The organism is Flavobacterium sp. UBA7663, assembly GCF_002483315.1.
Lineage (GTDB): Bacteria > Bacteroidota > Bacteroidia > Flavobacteriales > Flavobacteriaceae > Flavobacterium.
In genome coordinates this window covers 340,261-365,336 of record NZ_DLHR01000015.1, presented here as the reverse complement: position 1 = coordinate 365,336, position 25,076 = coordinate 340,261, and the positions used below count along the sequence as shown (strand labels likewise).

Annotated in this window: 25 protein-coding genes; 11 read left to right on the top strand and 14 right to left on the bottom strand. The window is 33.3% G+C overall.

Going from position 1 to position 25,076, the window contains the following annotated elements:
• The first annotated feature begins 5 nt into the window (after positions 1 to 5).
• From porV to B2741_RS06260, 9 genes are all read left to right on the top strand, one after another.
• Positions 6 to 1,217 (top strand): type IX secretion system outer membrane channel protein PorV, encoded by a 1,212-nt coding sequence (gene porV / locus B2741_RS06300; RefSeq protein ID WP_291136466.1) that lies wholly within the window; start codon positions 6 to 8, stop codon positions 1,215 to 1,217.
• Between the two features lie 65 nt (positions 1,218 to 1,282).
• Entirely contained in the window at positions 1,283 to 1,762 is a 480-nt protein-coding gene (locus B2741_RS06295) for a cytidine deaminase (protein ID WP_291136421.1), read from the top strand.
• Between the two features lie 161 nt (positions 1,763 to 1,923).
• Entirely contained in the window at positions 1,924 to 2,922 is a 999-nt protein-coding gene (pdhA, locus tag B2741_RS06290; protein ID WP_290819481.1) for a pyruvate dehydrogenase (acetyl-transferring) E1 component subunit alpha, read from the top strand.
• A 5-nt stretch (positions 2,923 to 2,927) separates the two neighbouring features.
• Positions 2,928 to 4,532, top strand: a complete 1,605-nt coding sequence (locus tag B2741_RS06285; protein WP_291136419.1) for a 2-oxo acid dehydrogenase subunit E2 — start codon at positions 2,928 to 2,930, stop codon at positions 4,530 to 4,532.
• A gap of 74 nt (positions 4,533 to 4,606) precedes the next feature.
• On the top strand, positions 4,607 to 6,202 hold the full coding sequence (locus tag B2741_RS06280; RefSeq protein ID WP_291136417.1) for a S41 family peptidase: 1,596 nt from the start codon (positions 4,607 to 4,609) through the stop codon (positions 6,200 to 6,202).
• Positions 6,203 to 6,266: 64 nt separating this feature from the next.
• On the top strand, positions 6,267 to 7,232 hold the full coding sequence (locus B2741_RS06275) for a M28 family metallopeptidase (protein ID WP_291136415.1): 966 nt from the start codon (positions 6,267 to 6,269) through the stop codon (positions 7,230 to 7,232).
• Positions 7,222 to 7,905, top strand: a complete 684-nt coding sequence (locus tag B2741_RS06270; RefSeq protein ID WP_291136413.1) for an SDR family NAD(P)-dependent oxidoreductase — start codon at positions 7,222 to 7,224, stop codon at positions 7,903 to 7,905. The genes B2741_RS06275 and B2741_RS06270 overlap by 11 nt, the downstream gene beginning before the upstream one ends.
• 2 nt (positions 7,906 to 7,907) lie before the next feature.
• Positions 7,908 to 8,510, top strand: coding sequence for a SprT-like domain-containing protein (locus B2741_RS06265; RefSeq protein WP_291136411.1), 603 nt, complete (start codon positions 7,908 to 7,910; stop codon positions 8,508 to 8,510).
• A gap of 40 nt (positions 8,511 to 8,550) precedes the next feature.
• Positions 8,551 to 9,606, top strand: coding sequence for a mannose-1-phosphate guanylyltransferase (locus tag B2741_RS06260; protein ID WP_291136409.1), 1,056 nt, complete (start codon positions 8,551 to 8,553; stop codon positions 9,604 to 9,606).
• A 2-nt stretch (positions 9,607 to 9,608) separates the two neighbouring features.
• On the opposite strand, the gene B2741_RS06255 is transcribed toward B2741_RS06260, so the two are convergent.
• From B2741_RS06255 to gcvP, 7 genes are all read right to left on the bottom strand, one after another.
• Positions 9,609 to 10,379, bottom strand: a complete 771-nt coding sequence (locus B2741_RS06255; RefSeq protein ID WP_291136407.1) for an ABC transporter ATP-binding protein — start codon at positions 10,377 to 10,379, stop codon at positions 9,609 to 9,611.
• Complete coding sequence (locus B2741_RS06250) at positions 10,379 to 11,125, bottom strand: MlaE family ABC transporter permease (protein ID WP_133609516.1); 747 nt, start codon at positions 11,123 to 11,125, stop codon at positions 10,379 to 10,381. The genes B2741_RS06255 and B2741_RS06250 overlap by 1 nt, the downstream gene beginning before the upstream one ends.
• A gap of 65 nt (positions 11,126 to 11,190) precedes the next feature.
• The gene (locus B2741_RS06245; protein ID WP_291136405.1) at positions 11,191 to 12,039 is read right to left on the bottom strand and encodes a glycosyltransferase; all 849 of its coding nucleotides are present in this window, start codon (positions 12,037 to 12,039) and stop codon (positions 11,191 to 11,193) included.
• A 28-nt stretch (positions 12,040 to 12,067) separates the two neighbouring features.
• Complete coding sequence (locus B2741_RS06240; protein ID WP_291136403.1) at positions 12,068 to 12,589, bottom strand: methyltransferase; 522 nt, start codon at positions 12,587 to 12,589, stop codon at positions 12,068 to 12,070.
• Positions 12,590 to 12,655: 66 nt separating this feature from the next.
• Positions 12,656 to 13,714 (bottom strand): 3-oxoacyl-ACP synthase III family protein, encoded by a 1,059-nt coding sequence (locus B2741_RS06235; RefSeq protein ID WP_291136401.1) that lies wholly within the window; start codon positions 13,712 to 13,714, stop codon positions 12,656 to 12,658.
• 134 nt (positions 13,715 to 13,848) lie between these two features.
• On the bottom strand, positions 13,849 to 14,220 hold the full coding sequence (locus B2741_RS06230) for a group III truncated hemoglobin (RefSeq protein ID WP_291136400.1): 372 nt from the start codon (positions 14,218 to 14,220) through the stop codon (positions 13,849 to 13,851).
• 127 nt (positions 14,221 to 14,347) lie between these two features.
• A complete protein-coding gene (gene gcvP, locus B2741_RS06225) occupies positions 14,348 to 17,191 on the bottom strand; it encodes an aminomethyl-transferring glycine dehydrogenase (protein WP_291136398.1) in 2,844 nt (947 codons plus the stop codon).
• 150 nt (positions 17,192 to 17,341) lie between these two features.
• Between gcvP and B2741_RS06220 the strand changes: the two genes are divergently transcribed.
• Entirely contained in the window at positions 17,342 to 18,181 is an 840-nt protein-coding gene (locus B2741_RS06220) for a hypothetical protein (protein WP_291136396.1), read from the top strand.
• A 2-nt stretch (positions 18,182 to 18,183) separates the two neighbouring features.
• Here the strand turns inward: B2741_RS06220 and B2741_RS06215 are convergent, their stop codons facing one another.
• Genes B2741_RS06215 through B2741_RS06200 form a run of 4 tightly spaced genes read right to left on the bottom strand, consistent with a single transcriptional unit; the run spans position 18,184 to position 19,819 of the window.
• Complete coding sequence (locus B2741_RS06215; protein ID WP_291136394.1) at positions 18,184 to 18,570, bottom strand: hypothetical protein; 387 nt, start codon at positions 18,568 to 18,570, stop codon at positions 18,184 to 18,186.
• 11 nt (positions 18,571 to 18,581) lie between these two features.
• The gene (locus tag B2741_RS06210; protein ID WP_291136392.1) at positions 18,582 to 18,926 is read right to left on the bottom strand and encodes a hypothetical protein; all 345 of its coding nucleotides are present in this window, start codon (positions 18,924 to 18,926) and stop codon (positions 18,582 to 18,584) included.
• The gene (locus tag B2741_RS06205; protein ID WP_291136390.1) at positions 18,923 to 19,261 is read right to left on the bottom strand and encodes a hypothetical protein; all 339 of its coding nucleotides are present in this window, start codon (positions 19,259 to 19,261) and stop codon (positions 18,923 to 18,925) included. The genes B2741_RS06210 and B2741_RS06205 overlap by 4 nt, the downstream gene beginning before the upstream one ends.
• A gap of 54 nt (positions 19,262 to 19,315) precedes the next feature.
• Positions 19,316 to 19,819 carry a GbsR/MarR family transcriptional regulator gene (locus B2741_RS06200; protein ID WP_008254547.1) on the bottom strand — a complete coding sequence of 168 codons (504 nt, stop codon included), beginning with the start codon at positions 19,817 to 19,819 and terminating at the stop codon, positions 19,316 to 19,318.
• 190 nt (positions 19,820 to 20,009) lie between these two features.
• On the opposite strand from B2741_RS06200, the gene B2741_RS06195 reads away from it, so the two are divergent.
• Complete coding sequence (locus B2741_RS06195; protein WP_291136388.1) at positions 20,010 to 21,125, top strand: ATP-binding protein; 1,116 nt, start codon at positions 20,010 to 20,012, stop codon at positions 21,123 to 21,125.
• A gap of 48 nt (positions 21,126 to 21,173) precedes the next feature.
• Here the strand turns inward: B2741_RS06195 and B2741_RS06190 are convergent, their stop codons facing one another.
• From B2741_RS06190 to B2741_RS06180, 3 genes are all read right to left on the bottom strand, one after another.
• Entirely contained in the window at positions 21,174 to 23,198 is a 2,025-nt protein-coding gene (locus B2741_RS06190; protein WP_291136386.1) for a M3 family metallopeptidase, read from the bottom strand.
• A 160-nt stretch (positions 23,199 to 23,358) separates the two neighbouring features.
• Positions 23,359 to 23,841 carry a 5-(carboxyamino)imidazole ribonucleotide mutase gene (gene purE / locus B2741_RS06185; RefSeq protein ID WP_291136384.1) on the bottom strand — a complete coding sequence of 161 codons (483 nt, stop codon included), beginning with the start codon at positions 23,839 to 23,841 and terminating at the stop codon, positions 23,359 to 23,361.
• Positions 23,842 to 23,907: 66 nt separating this feature from the next.
• The gene (locus B2741_RS06180) at positions 23,908 to 25,071 is read right to left on the bottom strand and encodes a 5-(carboxyamino)imidazole ribonucleotide synthase (RefSeq protein WP_291136382.1); all 1,164 of its coding nucleotides are present in this window, start codon (positions 25,069 to 25,071) and stop codon (positions 23,908 to 23,910) included.
• Positions 25,072 to 25,076: the final 5 nt, after the last annotated feature.

Below are 25,076 nucleotides of genomic sequence, written 5' to 3'. Positions count from 1 at the left end.
ATACAATGAAAAAAATTGCTATAATATTTACCTTATTAGTTGTAGGTCAATATGTTAAAGCGCAAGAAGATAATAGCCGAGTAATAACCACAGGTGTGCCTTTTTTATTAATTGCGGCTGATGCGCGTTCTGCGGGTATGGCTGATATGGGAGTAGCAACTTCTGCAGATGCTTTCTCACAACAATTCAATCCTGCTAAATATGCTTTTTCTCTTCAAAAACAAGGGTTTTCTGTGAGTTATACGCCATATTTGTCTAGTATTGCAAACGATATTTCTTTAGGTCAATTAACTTACTACAATAGAATAAACGAACGTAGTGCATTTGCTGGGACTTTGCGTTATTTTGGTCTAGGTGATATTGAATTAAGAGACACTCCTGATCCCAATGAGGCTGTAAGAACAGTGAATCCAAATGAATTAGCTTTAGATGGTTCTTATTCTCTTAAGTTAAGTGACCGTTTTTCTATGGCTGTTGGTGGACGATTTATTCGTTCTGCTTTAAGAATTGGTGATGCAAATAATGATGCTACAGCTGCTACAACATTTGCAGTTGATATAGCTGGTTATTATCAATCAGAAGAAATAGCTTACGATGATTTTAATGGTAGATGGAGAGCTGGATTTAATTTTCAGAATTTAGGTCCAAAAATTAGTTATGATAATGATGATTTAAATGATAACTTTTTACCAGCGAATATGCGTTTAGGTGGAGGTTTTGATTTTATTTTTGATGAGTATAGTAAAATTGGTGTTACGGCAGAAGTTACAAAGCTTTTAGTTCCAACACCACCTGCAAAAGTTGCGGCAATAGATTCTGATGGAAGTGGTTCAATTGAAGCAGCAGAGCAGGATATTGCAGATGATGCTTACACACAAGCGTTGTCAGATTATAGAAAAACAAGTTGGACAAGCGGTATTTTCAGTTCATTTAATGATGCTCCAGATGGAATTTCAGAAGAATTAAAAGAGTTTACTTGGGCTTTAGGTGCAGAGTATTGGTATCAAGACTCATTCGCACTACGTTTAGGTTACTTTAATGAGAATGAATTAAAAGGAGCAAGAAAGTTTTTTACTTTAGGAGCTGGTTTTAAGTATAATGTAGTAAAAATTGATGTGTCGTATTTGTTCTCAGCATCTAAAGTGAGAAATCCATTAGAAAATACATTGAGATTCTCTCTAACATTTAACTTTGGCGAAAATTACGATGAACTTTAAACGAAAAATAAATTAATAAACAATCCAAATTCTAAAATAAGAATTTGGATTTTTTTTCCTTACATATGAAGCAAATTTCAATAAACACGACCATTTCGGTACTTTCAAAAGAAGAGTTGTCTCAAGAAGAAACAGGTTTAATGTCGCAAGCAGTTGATGCTAGAAGTAAGGCTTATGCGCCTTATTCAAAATTTACAGTTGGTGCAGCCATTCTTTTAGATAACGGAATCGTAGTTCAAGGTTCAAATCAAGAAAACGCAGCTTACCCTTCAGGTTTGTGTGCCGAGCGTGTAGCAATTTATTATGCAGGTGCAACGTATCCAGATGCTAAAATTGTAAAAATGTTCATTACAGCATCTCCACAAGACAGAGATTTGGATGAGCCAATCCCACCCTGCGGAAGTTGTAGGCAAGCAATCGCAGAATACGAATTCAAACAAGATACTCCAATTGCTATTTTCTTTATGGGAGCAAAAGGAGATATTTATAAGTCGGATTCTTTAAAAAATCTACTGCCTTTGGTTTTTGATAAAAATCATCTATAACGATTTCGTAACTTTTTTTATCGATTTTGTTATAAAAAATACAAAAATCGTAGAATTTAATTTTTTCAATCAGGTTCTATGTAGTATTTTTGCTGTTCGTAAAATTGTGATTAACAAATAATGATTTTCACAATTCAATTGTATTAAAAAAACAAACTAAAATGAAACCAATTACAAGAGAAGTTTACCTAAAATGGTATGAAGATATGCTATTTTGGAGAAAGTTTGAAGATAAACTTGCAGCTGTTTATATCCAACAAAAAGTTAGAGGATTTTTGCACCTATACAACGGTCAAGAAGCAGTTTTGGCTGGAGCTTTGCACGCAATGGACTTGTCTAAAGATAAAATGATTACCGCTTACCGTAACCACGTTCAGCCAATTGGAATGGGTGTTGATCCAAGAAAAGTTATGGCAGAATTATACGGAAAAGCTACAGGTACTTCAAAAGGAATGGGTGGATCTATGCATATTTTCTCTAAAGAACATGGTTTTTATGGAGGACATGGTATCGTTGGAGCGCAAATACCAGTAGGAGCAGGTATTGCTTTTGCTGATAAATATTTTGAAACTGGTGGAGTTACATTAACTTATTTTGGTGATGGTGCTGCTCGTCAAGGTTCATTACATGAAGCTTTTAACATGGCAATGTTGTGGAAATTACCGGTGGTTTTTATCGTTGAGAACAACGGTTATGCAATGGGAACATCTGTAGAAAGAACTGCAAATCATACTGATATTTGGAAACTTGGTTTAGGTTATGAAATGCCATGTGGGCCAGTGGATGGAATGAATCCAGTAAAAGTTGCTGAAGCAATGCATGAAGCAATGGAAAGAGCCCGTCGTGGAGATGGACCAACTTTCTTAGAAATGAAAACATACCGTTACAGAGGACACTCAATGTCTGATGCACAATTATACAGAACAAAAGAGGAAGTGGAAGAATACAAAAAAATCGACCCAATTACTCAAGTTCTTGATATTATCAAAGAAAACAATTACGCTACAGAAGCTGAAATCGAAACAATCGATCAAAGAGTAGCTGATTTAGTGGCAGAATGTGAGAAATTCGCAGAGGATTCTCCGTTCCCAGAAGTAAATCAGTTATATGATGTAGTGTACGAACAAGAAAATTATCCTTTCATTCCACATAAATTATAAGAACTATGGCACAAATTATAACAATGCCCCGTTTGAGTGATACGATGACCGAAGGAGTTGTAGCAACTTGGTTGAAAAAAGTGGGTGATACAATCAAAACTGGTGATATTCTTGCCGAAATTGAAACGGATAAAGCAACAATGGAATTTGAATCTTTCTACGATGGTGTTTTATTACACATCGGAATTCAAGAAGGACAATCGGCTCCAGTAGATTCTTTATTAGCAATTATTGGAACAGCCGGTGAAGATATTGCTGCTTTATTAAGTGGTGGAACAGCGACTGAAACTAAAGAAGAAAAAGTAGTAGAAGAAGCAAAACCAACTTCTGCAACAGTTGAAATTCCAGCTGGTGTAAAAGTAGTAACCATGCCTCGTTTGTCTGATACAATGACAACAGGAACTGTTGCAACTTGGTTGAAAAAAGTGGGAGATACTGTAAAAGAAGGTGATATTCTTGCTGAAATCGAAACAGATAAAGCTACAATGGAATTCGAGTCTTTCAATGCAGGAACTTTATTATATATTGGAGTGCAAGAAGGTGATTCTGCTCCAGTTGATACAATTTTAGCAATTTTAGGACCAGCAGGAACTGACGTTTCAGGTATTGCGGCTAATTACAAAGTTGGTGCAGTTGTTGAAACTTCAAAATCTGAAGAAAAAGCAGTTACACAAACGGAAGCTACTTCCAACTCCCAACTTCCAACTTCTAACTCTGAAGGTAGAGTTTTCGCTTCTCCATTAGCTAAAAAAATTGCTCAAGATAAAGGAATCAACTTGTCTCAAGTAAAAGGCTCAGGTGAAAATGGAAGAATTGTAAAATCGGATGTAGAGAATTTCTCTCCATCAGCAGTTGCAACTCCATCTCAAGCCGTTGCAGAAGCTACAAATGCTGTTGCATCTGTGAAGCCATTTGTTCCAGCAGGAGAAGTATTTCAAGAAGAAATCAAAAATTCGCAAATGCGTAAAACCATCGCGAGAAGATTAGCGGAATCTAAATTTACAGCACCGCATTATTATTTAACTATCGAGTTAGATATGGACCATGCAATTGCTTCAAGAAATATGATTAACGGATTGCCAGATACGAAAGTTTCTTTCAATGATATGGTAATCAAAGCAAGTGCGATGGCATTGAAAAAACATCCACAAGTAAATTCACAATGGAGAGAAGATGCAATGGTTATCAATCATCATGTGAATATTGGTGTTGCAGTAGCAGTTGAAGATGGTTTAATGGTTCCGGTGTTGAAATTTACAGATCAAATGAGTTTAACTCAAATTGGTGCTAACGTAAAAGATTTAGCTGGAAAAGCAAAATCTAAAAAAATTCAACCAGCAGAAATGGAAGGAAGTACGTTTACAATTTCTAACTTAGGAATGTTCGGAATTCAATCGTTTACTTCAATTATCAATCAACCAAATTCTGCTATTTTATCTGTTGGAGCTATTATTGAAAAACCAGTTGTTAAAAACGGACAAATCGTAGTTGGAAACACAATGACAGTTACTTTAGCTTGCGACCACAGAACAGTTGATGGTGCAACTGGAGCGCAATTCTTACAAACGTTTAAAGCGTTTATGGAAAATCCAGTTACTATGTTAGCATAATTCAAATAAAATAGATATTTTAGAATCCCGATTTATGTCGGGATTTTTTTATAACCAAATTTAAACTTTTCTTTATGAAGCTAAAATTTATAGCCTGTTTCAGTATTAGTTGCTTGTTTTTTTTAAATACAAATTGTACTTCTGTACAAAAAGCTAATGCACATATCGATTCAAAAATTGCGGTAAAAGATTTGCAAAAAGACATAGATTATGTAGAATACAAGTTAAATAAATTACATCCATCATTAGATTGGTACATTTCAAAAGAAGATTTGGATAAAAAATTTGATAGTTTAAGAGCTTCAATCGTTACGCCATTAACTCCAAATGAGTTCTTTTTAGCAATAAGCCCAGTAATTGCTTCTGTGAAACAAGGACACATGGGGATTTTGCCGCTGACTAAAAAAGTGGATAAAAAAGAACTAAAAGCTTTGAACAAAATAGGAAAACATCCTTTATCATTGATGACTTTTAGATACCAAGACGACAATCTATATTTATTAAAAAATTACACAAAAGACACATTAATAAAAACTGGTTCAAAAATTATAAGTGTGCAAGGAATAGAACCAAAACAATTGTACGACAAATACAGAAAAACCTATACTTCAGATGGGTTAAATAAAACATTTTTACCGTACGCTTTTGCGAGCAGATTTTCAATGTATTTATTGTTAGAAAAACCAATAAAAGATAGTGTTCATGTTGTGTTTAATTATAAAGATAGTATTTACGAAAGAACAATCACAAGAGCTGGATTAATTAAGAAGGATTCGGTGATAAAAGAAACTTCTAAGCCAATTGTTGCAAAATTAACTAAAGAAGAAAAACTTGCAAAAGCTATCGAGAATAAGAAAATTACCACTAGAAACAAGCTTTTTTTGTATGATGGAACGACTAAAGAATTCACCCGAAGTTTAACCTATATTCCTTCGGATTCTACTATGGCGGTTTTAAAAATAAAAGGATTTAAACATTCACGTCACAAAAAAGCCTATGATAGTATTTTTAACGAAATTAAAAGCAAAGGTGTAAAAACATTAGTTTTAGATTTGCGATACAATGGTGGTGGAAGTTTAGCCGAAATTCATAATTTTTATAGTTATTTAAGTCCAGAACCATTCGTATTTATAGATACAGTTAGGGTAACAAATCGAACTTCAGTAGCTACAAATAAGTTAAGAACTATACCAAAAGTTGCTCTTGTTGTTTTTTCACCTGTGGTTTTGCCTTTTTTAGTTAAAAATATTTTAGCAGTTAAAAAAGATGAGAAAGGGCAATTGTATCTAAAAAGTAAAGAAGAAAAACTTACCGAACCAAAACCAAACCGCTTTTATGGTAAGTTATATGTGCTTACAAATGGTGGAAGTTTTTCGGCTTCGTGTATTTTATCTTCAAATTTAAAGAATTCAAATCGGGCAGTTTTTGTAGGAGAAGAAACTGGTGGAACCTATAACGGAACGGTTGCAGGTACAATGCCTTTGTTAAAACTTCCAAATTCTAAGTTGTTGTTTAGAGTTGGATTACAAGATATTGGACCTGTTAAAAAAACTACAGAATTTGGCAGAGGAATTCTACCCGATGTCACTATTATTCCAACAACCGAACAAATAATGGATAATAAAGATCCAGAATTGGATTGGATTATTCAAGATGCTAAGAAAAAATGATAAGAATATATTAAAATCCTGATTATTAATCGGGATTTTTTTATTTTTACTAAAAACTAAATTTATGCGCTATTACATCTTTTTATTGGGATTCGTATTGTTTTCGTGTGCATCTAAACCGCAACCTGAAAAAACGAACCAAACCAATCCAGTTTCCTACAAAGTTTCAGAAGAAAATGTTATAAAAACCCTTTCGTATTTAACCTCTGATGAACTCGAAGGAAGAGATTCTGGTAGCGAAGGAATTGAAAAAGCTTCTGTTTATTTAGAAAATCTTCTAAAAGAAAATGGTATCAAGCCTTATTTTAAAACCTATCGTGATACGTTGTCGAACTATAATAAAACGTCATATAATGTAGTAGGTTATATCGAAGGAAACGATTCAAAATTAAAAAATGAATTTGTAATCATTGGTGCACATTATGACCATATTGGAAAAATTGCTGCTGTAAATGGTGATGATATTGGTAACGGTGCAAATGATAACGCTTCTGGAACCACAGCGGTAACTGAAGTAGCTAAATATTTCGCTAAATTCAAAAATAACAAGCGAAGTGTACTTTTTGTGTTCTTTTCTGCAGAAGAAAAAGGACTTTTAGGTTCGAAACATTTGGCTGCTAAATTGAAAGAACAAAAAATGGATTTGTATTTTATGTTCAATTTTGAAATGATTGGAGTTCCTATGAAAGACAAGGGCATGGATTTCTATTTAACGGGCTTTGGAAAATCGAATATGGCGACGAGAATGAATGAATATACAGGAGAAAAATTAGTAGGTTATTTGCCAATAGAAACCAAATATATGCTATTTAGAGCTTCTGATAATTATCCGTTTTTCACAGAATTTAATGTGCCAGCACAAACCGTTTCTACATTTGATTTTGAAAATTTCCAATTCTATCACCAACCTGATGATGAATTTGAATTGATGGATACAAAACACATGACCAACGTGATTTCAAAAACAATTCCGGTTTTAGAACAAATGATTAATGCGCCTAAAAAAGAAATCAAATTAAATGAAAAGTAAAAATATAATTATTACTGGAACTTCTCGTGGAATTGGTTACGAATTAGCTTTGCAATTTGCAAACGCTGGACATCAAGTATTGGCGATTTCTCGCAAAACACCTCAAGCCTTAATCGAACATCAAAATATTACTTGTTTATCAATTGATATTTCAAATCCAGAAGAATTGCTTCAAGTGGAAAAATTTATCTCCCAAACTTGGAAAAAAGTTGATGTTTTAATTCACAATGCAGGAAGTTTGTTGCATAAAACGTTCACGCAAATTTCTGCCGAGGAATTTCAAAACATATATAAAGTCAATGTTTTTGCGGTTGCGGAATTGACAAAAATCTGTATTCCATTCATGGAAAAAGGAAGTCATGTAGTTACGATAAGTTCAATGGGAGGTATTCAAGGAAGTATGAAATTCGCTGGACTTTCTGCATATTCATCAAGTAAAGGCGCGGTAATTACCTTATCGGAATTATTAGCTGAAGAATACGCAGCACAAGGTATTGCCTTCAATGTTTTAGCACTTGGAGCGGTTAATACCGAAATGTTGCAAGAAGCTTTTCCCGGATACGAAGCACCACTTTCAGCTAAAGAAATGGCAGATTATATCTTCAATTTCGCATTAACTGGAAACAAATATTATAACGGAAAAGTATTGCAAGTTTCATCTTCAACGCCTTAAAATTGAGCGAAGTTTTACAAAAATACCTTCCAGAACACGCTGTTCATCATTGTTTTGAATTAATCAAAGCGAATCATGTGCATCTTAAAATCGTCAACGAACGTCAAACGCGTCATGGTGATTATCGAAAGGATGCGCAAGGATATCATTTAATTACGGTAAATGCGAGTTTGAATAAATACCGATTCTTAATCACATTAATTCATGAAATTGCGCATTTAGTTGCCTTTGAAAAATATGGTCGAAAAATAAAACCTCATGGCGAAGAATGGAAACTCACTTTTCAACGTATGATGGTGCCATTTATTCGTCCAGAAATATTTCCAAATCAATTGTTGCCTTTGTTGGCAAAACATTTTAGAAATCCAAAAGCCAGTAGCGATACCGATGCAAAATTAGCCATCGCATTAAAACAATTTGACCTAAAAGAAACCGATAAAAATTATATCTTTGAAATTCCAATGGGAAGTCATTTTAGAATTCACAATGGGAAAATTTTTAAGAAAATAGCATTACGAGTAAAACGATATGAATGTTTAGAAATAAGTTCTGGACGATTATATCTGTTTCAACCCAATGCCGAAGTAGAATTGTTGCCAAGTTGATTTTAGAATGAAGATTAACGATTTTAGATTTAAGAAATAAATGAACAAAAATTATTACGCAATATTAATGGCTGGTGGAGTTGGTTCACGTTTTTGGCCAGTAAGCACAACCGAATTTCCTAAGCAATTTCATGATATGTTAGGAACTGGCGAAACGTTAATTCAAAAAACATTTACCAGACTTTCTCAAATCATTCCAAAAGAAAATATTTTAATTCTAACACATGAGGATTATAATAGCATTGTTTTGGAACAATTGCCAATGGTAAAACAAGAACAAATTATTTTAGAGCCAGTAATGCGAAACACCGCACCATGTATTTTGTATGCTTCTTTGAAGATTAAAAAACAAAATCCAGATGCAATTATGGTAGTAGCACCTTCAGATCATTGGATTGAAGATGAAATGCAGTTTTGTTCTAATTTACAGCACGCTTTCGATTTTTGTGAGCGTGATGAGAACTTAATGACATTAGGAATTTTACCAACATTTGCCAACACTGGTTATGGTTACATCGAGTTTGATAAATTAGATTCGAGACCTATTAAAAAAGTAAAACAATTTCGTGAAAAACCAGATTACGCTACTGCAAGAAAGTTTATTCAAAGCAGAAATTATCTATGGAATGCTGGGATTTTCGTATGGAGTGCCAAAACCGTTTTAAAAGCTTATGAAGAATTTCAACCTGTAATGTACGATCATTTCATGAATGGTTATGACGCTCTAAATACAGAGAAAGAAGCCGCTTTTATTAAAGATAATTATCCGTTAGCACAAAATATTTCAGTTGATTATGCAATTTTAGAAAAAGCACAAAATGTTTATGTGTTACCTGCTACTTTCGATTGGAATGATTTAGGGACTTGGGGTTCATTATATGACAAATTGCCAAAAGACGAACAAGAGAACGCAGTGGTAAATGCAACGGTTTACTTAGAAAATGCAACTAATAATATCATCAGAACTGAAGGGAAAAAGTTAGTAGTAATTGATGGTTTGACCGATTATATTATTGTGGATAAAGACGATGTGTTGTTGATTTATCCAAAAAATAAAGAGCAAGATATTAAGCAAATAGTTTCTAAATTAAAATAGTACTATTTCACATCATCTTCCAAGTACATTTTTCGTACACGCTTGAATAACTCAGAAGAATACACAAAATCGGTAACGGCTTCGTTATCGGTTTTGAAAATTTCTTTATTCGAACCTTCCCATTCTAATAAACCATTTTTTAAGAAAACAATTTTTTCGCCAATTTCCATTACCGAGTTCATATCGTGTGTATTAATCACTGTGGTAATGTTGTACTCTTCTGTAATTTCCTGAATCAAATTATCAATTACAATAGCAGTTTTTGGATCTAAACCCGAATTTGGTTCATCGCAAAACAAATATTTCGGATTGTTTACAATAGCTCTAGCAATGGCAACACGCTTTTGCATTCCTCCTGAGATTTCAGATGGACGTTTGTGGTGCGCGTTTACTAAGTGAACTCTATCAATAACAAAATCAACACGCTCTTTAATTTCCTTTGGAGTCTTATTTGAAAACATTTTCAAAGGAAATCCAATGTTTTCTTCAACAGTCATTCCATCAAATAAAGCACTGCCTTGAAATACCATTCCTATTTCGGTTCTTAATGCTCTTTTTTCATCGTTTGAAAGTTCCGAATAAATCCTGCCATCAAATGAAATTGTTCCGCTATCTGGAGTGTGCAAGCCTAATAATGACTTTAAGAAAACTGTTTTCCCTGAACCACTTTGTCCAATAATAAGATTGGTCATTCCAGCTTCAAAACGAGTAGAAACGCCTTTTAAAACGGTTTGTTCGCCAAACTTTTTTACGATGTTTTTTACTTCAATCATTAGCTCAATAGGAGTTGGGTTAATATAAAGTTCATTAAAATAATTACTACTGAAGTCCACACGAAGGAAACAGTACTTGCTTTACCAACTTCTAAAGCGCCACCTTTCATGTAATAGCCATGAAAAGAAGGAATAGTCGCAAGTAATAAAGCAAAAACAATAGTTTTTATGAAAGCATAAGCAATATGAAACGGAATAAATTCAGTTTGAAGCCCGGTTGTGAATTCGAAACTAGTAGTAAATCCACCATAAACTGCTGCCATCCAACCACCAAAAACGCCTAAAAACATACTTAATCCAATTACGAAAGGATATAAAAGTAAGGCGATTATTTTTGGAAAAATCAAATAGTTCAATGAGTTAACTCCCATAACTTCTAGTGCGTCAATTTGCTCCGTAACGCGCATAGTTCCAATACTTGAAGTAATGAAAGATCCCATTTTTCCTGCCATAATGATAGAAATGAACGTTGGAGCAAACTCTAAAACCACCGATTGACGTGTTGCAAAACCTATCAAATATTTAGGGATTAAAGGATTGGTCAAATTTAACGCTGTTTGAATTGCCACAACTCCTCCAACAAAAAAGGAAATAAAAGAAACTATCCCTAGCGAACCAATGATTAAATCATCAACTTCTTTAAGGATTAATTGTTTCATTACCGACCATTTAGTAGGCTTGTTGAAAATTTCTTTCAACATAATAAAGTATTTTCCTATTTGCGATAAGTAGCGAACGAGCATCATATTATTTAGTGTTCAGTGATCAGTTTCTAGTATTCAGTAAAAATACTATATTTTTTTGGAATAGGTTAAAACAACTTTTCTTTCATTTTTTTCCAGCGGTAGTTTCTGAAAAATTTGGCTTGTTCAGGGGTTACAAATAAAGGTTTTCCAGATGATTTTGCTTTCCAAAATCCCATTAAATAATCAATGAATAAAAGAGGTTTTCCTTTTCGCATTGCCAATTTCAATGATGAAATAGCGGTAATGATAAATCCGTAGCCCAAACTGTAAAAAGCTTCGCCTTGTTTATAACGAGCAGCTTTATTGTAGCTGGCACCTGTAGGTTTTAGGTGTTTTACATGTAAACTTGAATCAGTAACTACTTTCCAATTGTAGAATTTACATAGTAATTCATCAACTGTGTCCCAACCCATTGCAGGTTTTAATCCACCAATTTGTTTATATGTCTCTTTTCGGTAGGCTTTTAATGCTCCACGGATATGATCTTTATCGGTTAGATTTTCTAAAACCCAATCCCCATTTTTTTCTACATAACAAAACCCGCCAGCCATTCCAATTTTCTCATCTGATTGAAAGTGCTTTATAATCGTTTCGAAATAGTTGTTTGGAAAAATCAAATCGGCATCTACTTTTACGATTATGTCGTAATTGTCATCAATATGTTTTTCTCCTTCATGAAATGCCTGAATTACTTTACTTCCTGGAAGATGAATTGTGTCAGATTTTTTATTCACTAAAGTGATAAAAGGATATTTTGATGCAAATTCAGAAACAATTTCTGGGGTTTTATCAGTAGAATTATCATTCACCACTACAACTTTTGCTGGCAAAATCGTTTGTTCTACTAACGATTGAAGTGTTAATGAAATGAATTTTTCCTCGTTGTATGTTGGTATGATTATGTAGTATCGCATAGACTAATTACTATTCACTAATTACTAATCACTTTCTTTCTGCGTAAACCAAATAATATCTCGGTGTAAACCATCTTAATAATGGTCTAAAACCAAGTTTCTTAACAGGATGTGTGAATTTTACTCGGTCAACAATTTTATATCCTGCTTTTTCCAAAAGCCAATCCAATTGCCAATCTTCAAATTCGTGATAATGTCTGTCCCACATATCCGTTTTACTTCTATAAGCTGAAGAAAACCACAAACGTAATGGAATCGAAATTAAAATTTTATCTGCTTTTACGTTTTGTAAAACAGTGTATGGATTTAGTAAATGTTCGAAAATTTCAAAACCCGTAAACACATCATAGTTTTCGTTTTGAAGCGCCGATTGATCATTGTCAATGTCTTCGCCTTTTGTGTTGATAACAGAATACCCATTATCTACCATGATTTTTGAAAAAGGATTTGGAACACCTAAATCAAAAATGGTTTCAGAAGTTTTGATATGTTTTTTTAGAAAATCTAAAGTGATATTGAATCGTTTAATCGGATATGTTTTCTCGTACATTGAAATAAAATTGGAGTACAAATTTACTTTTTTCTTTGAACATCCAACTTCGAACATCCAACTTTTTTACATCTTGTACACAATTGCGTTAATATTCATTCCTGCACCAACAGAAGCAAAAATTATGACATCGCCTTTGTTTAAATTTTGTCCTTCTAATTCTCCGTTTACAATTAAATCATATAACGTTGGAACCGTTGCAACACTAGAATTTCCTAATTTATGAATACTCATAGGCATAATTCCAGCTGGTGTTTCCATCTTGAATAATTTGTAAAAGCGATTAATGATGGCTTCGTCCATTTTTTCATTTGCCTGATGAATTAAAATTTTCTTTACATCGGTAATAGCGATTCCGCTTTTCTCTAAGCAAGAAGCCATTGCTTTTGGAACATTAGAAAGTGCAAATTCGTAAATTTTTCTGCCATACATTTTGATGTAGCGAATATTTGGGTCTTCATTTTTATTAAACGAATTTCCAAAATATAAAAACTTAGCTTCATCAAAAGAAAAAGTAGCTGATTCATGAGCTAAAATTCCGCCTTCATCATCAGTAGCTTCAATAATTGTTGCTCCAGCGCCATCAGAGTAAATCATGCTGTCGCGGTCGTGTTTGTCTACTACTCTTGATAAAGTTTCAGAACCAATAACCAAACATTTTTTAGCCATTCCGGCTTTTATGTAAGCTTGTGCTTGAATAACAGCTTCTATCCAACCTGGACAACCAAAAAGAATGTCATAGGCGACACATTTTGGATTTTTAATTTGTAATAAATATTTAACTCGCGTGGCTAAACTTGGAACAGTATCAGACTGAATTGTGTTCGCTTTAATATCCCCATAATTGTGGGCAAGTATAATGTAATCTATAGTTTCTGGGTCAACACCTGATTTTTCAATTGCTTTTTTTGCAGCCATGAAAGCCATGTCAGAATTAACCATGTCGTCAGCGGCATAGCGTCGTTCTAGAATTCCAGTAATTTCAACAAATTTTTCTGCAATAATATCATTCGTCATATTAAAAGCAGTGCCGTCTTCATTTAAAAAATCATGTTGAGCAAAATCAGAATTCGTAACTTTTTTAGTTGGAATATAGCTTCCTGAACCTGTTATTTTAATATTCATAATAGTTATTGTTAATGTAACGAAATTATTAATTATTTTTTAACATAAAATAAAAACGGATGTTTTTTTGCGCTAATTATTAAATCATCAATTTAAGCTCAAAATAATACGAAATTGACTTTTTTTAGGGGTATTTACGAAAATTTTATCTGCATGATTGTTGCCATGCTTAACGCTTGTGTTTTCATTTGTTCGGCATATTTACCTTCAAAATATTCATCAATCGTTGAATTAAAATGATGTAGCCAAGTTTCAAAATGTTCTTTTGTAAAAGCATGTTTCTCATGAACCTCTTTATGAATTGAAAACATATTGTTGTAATAACCACCTTTTAAAAGTAAGGATTGCTCCCAAAAAGTTACCAAAATCTCAAAATGTTCTTCCAAATGTTGGTCAACTGATGTAACTTTGGTAAAGAAGAAATTGATTGATTCATCAACTAATAGCTTTTCATAGAACTTTCGCATGATGAGTAGAATATCTTCTCGAGTTTCAATGTCTTTCATTTCCAAATTTTATAATTGTACAAATTTACAACAATACTTCTTGAAGCAAGTGACTTTTGTCATGTTTAAAAAAAATCCCAAAAACCTGAATTGGAATTTGGGATTTTAAATGTTCGAAATTTACTTTTTACATATATGCTTCAATAGGAGCACAAGAACAAACTAAATTTCTATCACCATACGCTTCATCAACACGACGAACCGTTGGCCAGAATTTATTTTCAGCAATATAGTCTAATGCAAACGCAGCTTGTTCTCTCGTATATGGGAAAACCCATTCGTTAGCTGTAACCATAGCTAAAGTATGAGGTGCATTTCTTAAAATGTTATTGGAATCCTCTTTTGTTGAAGCTTCAATTTCTTTACGAATTGAAATCATCGCATCACAAAAACGATCTAATTCTGCTAAATCTTCAGATTCAGTTGGTTCAATCATTAATGTTCCTGCAACTGGGAAAGAAACGGTTGGAGCATGGAATCCATAATCCATTAAACGTTTTGCTATATCCGTTACTTTGATTCCTTTTTCTTCGAAAGCTCTACAATCTAAAATCATTTCGTGAGCCGCTCTTCCCATTTCTCCAGAATATAAAACTGGATAATGTTCATCTAAACGTGCTTTCATGTAATTTGCATTTAAGATAGCATATTTAGTAGCATTTGTTAATCCTTCAGCTCCTAACATGGTAATGTAGCCGTAAGAAATTAAACAAACTAAAGCAGAACCATAAGGTGCAGAAGAAATAGCTGTAATTGCTTGACTTCCTCCTGTTGGAATAACTGGATTTGTTGGTAAGAAAGGAACTAATTTATCATTCACACAAATTGGTCCAACACCAGGTCCACCACCACCGTGAGGAATAGCGAATGTTTTGTGTAAGTTTAAGTGACAAACATCAGCGCCAATAGTTGCAGGATTTGTTAATCCAACTTGTGCATTCATGTTAGCACCATCCATATATACTAAACCACCATTATCGTGTATGATTTTTGTGATTTCAATAATTGCACTTTCAAAAACTCCGTGTGTTGATGGATAGGTTACCATTAAACAAGATAAGTTGTCTTTATGAAGAATTGCTTTTGCTCTTAAATCTTCTACATCGATATTTCCATTTTCCATGGTTTTGGTTACGATGATTTCCATTCCTGCCATAGCAGCAGAAGCTGGATTCGTTCCGTGAGCAGAAGCTGGAATTAAACACACATTTCTGTGGTTATCGCCTCTTGATAAATGGTAAGCACGAATAGCCATTAAACCAGCATATTCACCTTGAGCACCTGAATTTGGTTGTAAAGTTGTTCCTTGGAAACCTGTTACGACATTCAATTGTTGCTCTAATTTTTTCAACATGATTTGGTAACCTTCTGCTTGTTCAACAGGAGCAAAAGGGTGAATGCTGTTCCAATTTGCCATTGATAAAGGCAACATTTCTGCAGCAGCATTTAATTTCATCGTACAAGAACCTAACGAAATCATTGAGTGATTCAACGATAAATCTTTACGTTCTAATTTTTTGATATAACGCATCAATTGCGATTCTGAATGATGGTTATTGAATACTTCATGTTGTAAGAAAGTTGATTTTCTCACTAAGTTTTCAGGAACCATTAACTCATTAGCTAATTGACTAATTGTGATTTTGTCTTTTCCAGTTGCTTCAGCAAAAATGGCAATAATTTGGTTAATGTCATTTACAGAAGTCGTTTCGTTAAATGAAATCGAAATCGTTTCAGCATCTGGATAGAAGAAATTTACTTCGTGTTTTTCAGCAATCGCTTTAACTTTATTCGCGTCTGCTTTTACTAAGATAGTATCAAAAAAAGCGGAATTCGTTTGGTAAACACCTAATTTATTTAAAGCATCAGCAGTAGTAACCGCAGAAGCGTGTACTTTGTTAGCAATATATTGTAAACCTTTTGGTCCGTGATATACGGCATACATTCCAGCCATTACCGCTAATAAAACTTGAGCTGTACAAATGTTTGAAGTTGCCTTTTCACGTTTGATATGTTGTTCACGAGTTCCTAAAGCCATACGTAATGCGCGGTTTCCATTTACATCAATAGAAACACCGATGATTCTTCCTGGCATTGAACGTTTGTATTCTTCTTTAGTTGCGAAATATCCTGCGTGTGGTCCACCGTAACCCATTGGGATACCAAAACGTTGTGTAGTTCCAACTACAACTGCAGCTCCCATTTCACCAGGAGAAGTTAATTTTGCCAATGATAAAATATCAGCAGCAACGGCAACTTTAATTTCGTTTTCTGCAGCTTTTGCGATAAATCCCGCATAGTCATAAACTTGACCATATTTTCCAGGATATTGTAAAATAGCACCGAAGAAATCCGTTGAGAAATCAAAGTTTTCATGATTTCCAACTACTAATTCAATGTTTAGTGGAGTTGAACGTGTTTGTAAAACAGACAACGTTTGTGGTAAAATTTCTTCCGAAACGAAGAATTTCGACACATTATTTTTCTTTTGATCGCGAGTTCTTACATCAAAAAGTAATGCCATTGCTTCTGCAGCAGCTGTTCCTTCGTCAAGTAAAGACGCATTTGCAATTTCCATTCCTGTTAATTCGATAACCGTAGTTTGGAAATTTAAAATTGCTTCTAAACGACCTTGCGCAATTTCTGCTTGATAAGGTGTGTAAGCTGTGTACCATCCTGGGTTTTCAAAAATATTTCTTTGAATAACCGCTGGAACGATTGCTGGGTGATATCCTAAACCAATGTATGATTTGAATACTTTATTTTTCTTTCCTAATTCTTGAATGTGAGTTAAATACTCATACTCAGTCATAGGAGCATCTAAATTTAAGTCGTTTTTTAAACGAATATCATCTGGAATGGTTTCGAAAATTAATTGGTCTAAAGATTCTACACCAACCGTTTTAAACATGTGATTTAAGTCACTTTCACGTGGCCCTAAATGTCTCAAAGCGAATGCATCTGTTCTCATTTATTAAAAATGTGTATGTGTGTTATTATGTGTTGTTTTGGTCAACAAAAGTAATTATTAATCTTGTAATAATTTGTTTTTAAAATGTGAAATTTTGTGATTTTATCAACTAAAATCGAGTCTTATTAACAGATTGATTATTTTTGTTGAATGGTGGTTTTAAAGAAAATTCTCGATTTTTACATTAATAGTAGTTTGCATGTGGCGTTATCGGCATTTGCTTTAGTGTCTATGACGCAATATTTCTTTGGTGTTGAGACCGATTTTTCAGTTGCATTTTTTGCATTTTTTGGAACGGTAGTTGGCTATAATTTTGTGAAGTATGATGCCATCGCAAGGTTAAACAAAACCGAAATCAAAAAAGAACTCAAAGCCATTGTTTTTTTGAGTTTTATTTCGTTGTTGGCTTGTTTTTATTTTTTCTTGCAATTGAGTTGGGAATCAAAACTAAGTGCTTTTGCTTTTTTTGGACTTACGCTTTTATACACATTACCTTTTTTTCCAAACAAACAAAACGCTAGAAATTGGAAAGGCGTAAAAATCTACATTGTTGGAATTACGTGGGTTGGAGTAACTGTGATTTTGCCTTTGGTAGAAACTGAAATTCCGTTTTCAATGGATGTGCTTTTGATGTCTTTTCAAAGATTTTTATTAGTGTTTTCTATTGTTTTGGTTTTTGATATTGTAGATGTAAAACATGACGACTTGCATTTACAAACTGTTCCTCAGAAAATAGGAGTGAAGTTGACCAAAAAACTCGGTTATGTATTGTTGTTTTTATTGCTGATTTTAGAGTTTTTCTACACCAATAACCACGACTTTTTACCATTTTTTTTCAAACTTTTGGTATGTGGAACTATTGCTGTTTTTCTCTTTTTTGCAAATGAAAATCGTTCCAGATATTACGCTTCGTTTTGGTTAGAAAGTGTCCCGATTTTGTGGTGGTTGGTGTTAATCCTGACAGGTTTCAAAAACCTGTCAGGATTGTGAATTTACCCATTAATCACTATTCGTTGTTCTACTTGTGCTTGACTTGCTTTTCGTTTTCCTCTAAAGAAAAAATATAAGTTTAAGAATAGCATTATTCCCAAATAAATTGAAAATCCACCTATTTTGTAGCTCAATTTTTCAATTAAAACTTGATAACTATTGTCATACATGTTCATTTCTAAAATCATAAGTGCAAAGCCTAAATTCAATAAATAAAATCCAGTTTCGAATAGTTTGTTGGTTGCGTTGGCGATTTCTTCTCGACCTTTAAAAATATCCAACATATAAATTTTACTGTTTTTAAAAAGTGTTTTTGAAACATAGTAGGTTAAAAATAAAGCAATGGGAAGATAAATTGCATAACCGATTAAAATTTTTGTAGTTTCCATATTACGAGTGTTTAAATTAATTTTTTGATGTAATTCGTTAATAATATAATGTTGATGTAATGCATTACGGCAATCGCAATAATAATGAAAGCCGATTTTGAGGTAATCACTTCAATGAGTTGCGTGATACTTTCAATTTGTTCCCAAGAAATTATTGTCATCGCACAATAACCTATGTTTAACAGATAATATCCCACCAAAAGCAATTGATTTATTTTATGACACAAGTCTTTGTGATTAGGAATCAATTGTGAAACGAATATGTTTCCATTTTCATAACAGATTCTCCCAACTTTTACAATGATGACGCCTGTGATGCTGAAATAAATGAGATAGGCGATGATGTTGAGGTTCATATTTTTTCTTTTTGAGAGTAAATGATTACTGAAATATAAATGCAAAGCGCCAATGGTGTAAAAATCAACGGCCAAGTCAGCTCATCGATATAGTTTACATTCACGTTGTAATACCATAAACTGAAAAAAGTCAATACTAATAGGAAATATATTTTTATGTAAATATTTTCTTTATGGTTTTTCCAGAAAAAGATTCCAACAATAATTTGTAGTAAACCTGTTAGCATAGTTGAATAGGCTGCAAAATATAAACTGATTGGTTCTATAATTCCCAAAACTCCAAGGAATAATGGAATTATGATTGCAATTGAATTAGTTAATTTTAAATTTTCCATATTATCTATTATTTTAAACTTTCAGAAATAATTGAAAGTTTTGATTAAATTTTTTTATTTCATGATTTTAACAACCAATTTTGCTAACCAATTATCTTTGTATTCTGTAATTTTATCCAAAACGTTATCCGCTTTTAATACGAAGTCGTACAATTTTGTGGTTTGATCTACGAAATGTTTTTCTGCTTCTGTGTTGTCTGATTGAATAGATGAAACTTCTTTCAAAACTTTCAATGCTGGTTTGATTTCGCGCTTGCTTCTTTCTCGCGAAATTTTTACGGCTAATTCGTCTAAATCTTTTTCGGCAGTGAAAAATTCACGTCTTTCGCCTGCTTTGTATTCTTTGTAAACGATTCCCCAATCCATTAAAGCTCTTAAATTCATAGAAGCATTACCACGCGAAATTTGTAATTCTTCCATAATGTCTTCCATAGAAACAGGTTCGTGCGAAACCATCAACAACGCATGAATCTGTGCCATGGTTTTGTTAATGCCCCATTGAGAACCTAAAGCTCCCCATGTTTGTACGAATTTATTTTTTGCTTCTTTGAATTCCATGAGACAAATGTACAACAAAGTTTTTAAAGTTTCAAAAAAAAATGAAAATTTATTATTTTGATTATAAAAAGTTTAATATTGGTGAATATAATCACCAAAAAATATATAAATTCGGTGAATGTAATCACCAAAAAATATATAAATTTGGTGAATACGAATAAAATATATAAATTTGTTTAAAATTTAAGGTATGATTTTTAGAGATTTAGCAGCTAATTTGGAAGTAAAATTACACAAAGGAAAAGTTATTGTGTTAATTGGTCCAAGACAAGTAGGAAAAACAACTTTAATTAATTCCATTTTAAAAGATAAAGAGTATTTGTTTTTGGATGGGGATGATAATACTGTAACCGAAACTTTAGCTAATGCTAATACAGAAATTTTGAAAAGTATTATTGGTAATCATAAATATATTTTTATTGATGAGGTGCAACGCATTCCTAATATTGGGCTGAAGTTGAAAATTATAGTAGATCAAATAAAAGATGTGCAAGTTATTGTTAGCGGATCTTCTTCTTTAGATATTAATAATGTTACGCAAGAGCCATTAACAGGTAGAAAATTCGAGTTTCATATGTTTCCCGTTTCATGGAAGGAATTTGAAAGTAGTGTGGGTTACATGAAGGCACAACAACAACTTGAGATTCGATTATTATACGGAATGTATCCGGATGTTATCAATAATTTTGGTAATGAATACGAAATCTTGAAAAACTTGGTTTCGAGTTATTTGTACAAAGATATTTTGGCTTTGGCAGGTATTAGAAAATCAGATGTTTTAGAGAAAATTTTACGCGCTCTTGCCATGCAAGTGGGGAGTGAAGTTAGCTATAACGAAATTGCACAGTTGGTTGGAGTTGATAAAAACACTGTAAATAATTACATTGATCTGTTGGAAAAAAGCTTTGTGATTTTCCGTTTGACAAGTTTTTCAAAGAATATTCGAAACGAAATAAAAGCAAATAAAAAAATATACTTTTATGATAATGGTGTGCTGAATATGCTAATTGGTAATTTCAATGCTTTAGAATTCAGACAAGATAAAGGTGCATTGTGGGAAAATTTTTTAGTTTCTGAACGAATGAAACAATTGTCTTATACACAAAGTATAGCTAAGCCTTATTTTTGGAGAACCACAACCCAACAAGAAATAGATTATGTAGAAATCAATGCGGATGAGGTAAGTGCTTTTGAATTCAAATGGGCAACTACTAAAAAAGCGAAATTACCAAAATCTTTTTCGGATGCGTATAATCCAAGTTTTTTGGTGGTGAATAAGGATAATTTTAGAGAGTTTTTGAAGTAGATTTTAAATAACTCCGACAGAGTTCTGAATTCTGCCGGAGTTGATATTTTATAAAAGCCCAGCTCTCTTCAACAAAGCCTCCACTTTCGGTTCTTGACCACGAAACTTTTTATACAATTCCATAGGTAGCTCCGTGCCACCTTTTGAAAGTACGTTGTCTTTGAATTTAGTTGCGACTTCTTTATTGAAAATCCCTTTTTCTTGGAAATACGCAAAAGCATCGGCATCTAAAACTTCCGCCCATTTGTAACTATAATATCCCGAAGAATAACCGCCTTGAAAAATATGCGAAAACGACGTACTCATGCAATTTTCTGCTACGTCTGGATATAAACTTGTGCCTTCCATTGCTTGTTTTTCAAAAGCTTTTACATCTGCAATAGTTTGTGATTTTCCGTGATAGGTCATGTCTAAAATTCCGAAACTTAATTGTCTTAATGTTGCCATTCCTTCTAAGAAACTCGCACTTTCTTTGATTTTTTCTACATAGTCTTGCGGAATAATTTCACCCGTTTCGTAATGTTTGGCAAACAATGCTAATGCTTCAGGTTCATAACACCAGTTTTCCATCACTTGACTTGGTAATTCCACAAAATCCCAATAAACTGAAGTTCCTGATAAACTTGGATAGGTCGTATTGGCTAACATACCGTGTAAAGCGTGTCCAAATTCGTGAAACAATGTCGTTACTTCGTTAAAAGTTAACAAAGAAGGCTTCGTTGCTGTTGGCGGTGTGAAATTACAAACGATAGAAACGTGCGGTCTTTCGTTGATTCCGTCTTTAATATATTGTGGTTTGTAGGATGTCATCCAAGCACCATTTCGTTTTCCTTTTCTTGGGAAGAAATCCGAATAGAAAACAGCCACTAATTGTCCTTCGAAATCTAATACTTCAAAAGTTTGAACGTCTTCATGGTATTTATCAATGTCAAAAACTTCTTTGAACGTGATTCCGAATAACTTTTCAGCAATTGTGAACGCTCCATTCAAGACATTTTCCAATTTGAAATAGGGTTTCAATAACTCATCATCCAAACTGAATAATTTTTGTTTCAATTTTTCTGAATAATAAGCGCCATCATATTTTTCTAATTGGTCAATTCCGTCCAACTCTTTTGTGAAAGCAGTTAATTCAGCAAATTCTTTTTGAGCCGCAGGTTTTGCTTTTTCCAATAAATCATTTAAAAACGATTGTACTTTCTCTGGATTTTGTGCCATTCGTTCTTCCAAAACAAAATGCGAATGTGATTGATAACCTAATAATTTTGCACGTTTGTGACGTAATTCCACAATGCGTTTTACGTTTTTTTTATTATCGAATTCATTATCTTGAAACGATTTTTTTCCAGCAGCAATAGCAATTTCTTTTCGTAATTCACGATTTTCAATATACGTTACAAAAGGCAAATAACTTGGGAAATCTAAAGTAAAAACCCAACCTTCTAAATTTTTCGATTTTGCTAAACTTGCCGCCATTTCTTTAGCGCCATCAGGCAAACCTTCTAAATCGGTTTCATTGGTTATATGTAATTGATAGTTATTGGTTTCAGCTAAAACATTTTCACCGAAAGTCAGTTTTATTTTGGCTAACTCGGTATCAATTTTGCGTAATTTTAATTTGTCTTCTTCATTAAGTAACGCACCATTTCTAGAAAAACCTTTGAATTTTTTATCTAATAAAGTGGCTTGTTCAGTAGTTAATGTCAAACTATCTTTTTGATCATAAACGGCTTTTACTCGTTTAAATAAATCTTCATTCAAAGCAATATCGTTACTGAATGCTGTAATTAATGGAGAAACTTCTTGTGCGATTTTTTGCATTTCATCACAAGTTTCTGCCGAATTCAAATTGAAGAAAATATTCGATAAACGATCTAATTGTTCGCCAGAATAATCTAAAGCTTCAATTGTATTAGAAAAAGTCGGTGCTTCCGTGTTATTAACGATGCTATCGATTTCAGTACGTGCAAGTTCGATTGTCTTTTTGAAAGCCTTCTTGTATTCTGAAAGATTAATCTTACCAAACGGAGCTGTGTTGTGTTTTGTTGTAAATTTTTTAAAAAAAAGTTCCATAAAAATTTGTTTTTATCGATAAAGTGTATAATTTTGTCGACGAAATGATGCTGAAACATCCTTTTTGCCCCAAATCAGAGAGAGAGTAGAATTTTTTTATAGTTGTCACTTAATTGTGAGTAGAAATCCCGAATTAGCAATAATTCGGGATTTTCTATTTTTATTTTAAATCTTCAGAAGCTTTTAATACCGCTTGTTTCAACCCTTCTTTGTAAGCGATGATTTTATCTAACACACATTTATCAGAACTTCCGATAATTTGTGCTGCTAATATTCCAGCATTTTTAGCTCCATTTAAAGCGACTGTTGCTACGGGAACGCCACCTGGCATTTGTAAAATCGATAAAACCGAATCCCATCCATCAATTGAATTACTCGATTTTACAGGAACACCAATTACAGGAAGTGGTGACATAGAAGCAACCATTCCAGGTAAATGAGCCGCACCACCAGCACCAGCAATAATTACAGAAATACCTCTTTCGTGTGCGTTTTTACTGAAATCAAATAATTTTTCAGGTGTTCTATGTGCTGAAACAATATCTACTTCGGTTTCGATATCAAATCCTTTTAATATGTCGATGGCTTCTTGCATTACCGGCATATCCGAAATGCTGCCCATTATGATGGCTACTTTACTCATTTGTTTTTTGTTTCAAGTTTAAGGTTTCAAGTTAATTTAGTTTTCAAAACTACCAACTTCGACTGATTACTGTGACTGAACACTGATTACTCTTATAGAATTCTTAACTTCCTCCGCAATTCTTCTTGCTTCCGTCATATCTTCATTTACAATCGTAACGTGACCCATTTTTCGGAAAGGTCTTGTTTCTCTTTTTCCGTAAATGTGTGGTGTTACACCATCGATTGCCATGATTTTCTCTATGTTTTCGTAAACTACTTGTCCAGAATAACCTTCTTCACCTACCAAATTTACCATAATTCCAGCAACTTTACTATCGGTATTGCCTAAAGGTAAGTTTAAAATCGCACGTAAATGGTTTTCAAATTGCGAAGTATAACTCGCTTCAATCGAATAATGTCCAGAATTATGTGGGCGAGGAGCGACTTCGTTTACCAAAATTTCATCATTTTCGGTTTGAAACATTTCAACTGCTAATAATCCAACATGATGAAATGCCTCAGAAACTTTTAAAGCAACTTCGGTAGCTTTTTGTGCTACTTTTTCATCAATTCGAGCTGGACAAATTACATATTCTACTTGATTCGCTTCAGGATGAAATTCCATTTCTACAACTGGATAGGTTTTCACTTCGCCAGAAACCGAACGCGCTACAATTACCGCTAATTCATTTTTAAATGGAACCATTTCTTCAGCAATGCATTCTACATCGGGTAATTTCACCAAATCTAATGCCGAGCGACAAATTTTAACGCCATTTCCATCGTAACCAAATTGCGCGCATTTCCATACGAATGGAAATTCTAATTCGTCTTTTGCTAAAGCGTTTCTCAAATCGTTTAAGTCAACAAAACGTTGGTGTGGCGAAGTAGGAATATCGTTTGAAACGTAATAATCTTTTTGTTTTCCTTTGTTTTGAATCAAACGTAAGGTTTTTGGCGAAGGGTAAATCGGTAATCCTTCTTCTTCCAATTTGTCTAAAGCGTCTAGGCTTACATTTTCGATTTCGATGGTTAACAAATCGACCATTTTACCAAATTGGTACACCGTGTCAAAATCCATCAAACTGCCTTTGTAAAATCCGTTGCAACTGTATCGTGCTGGAGCTTCTTCGCTTGGTTCTAAAACTAAAGTTTGGATATCAAATTTTCGAGTTTCGGTCAAAAGCATTTTTCCTAATTGACCTCCTCCTAAAATTCCTAATTTAAAATCAGAAGAAAAATAATTCATTTTGT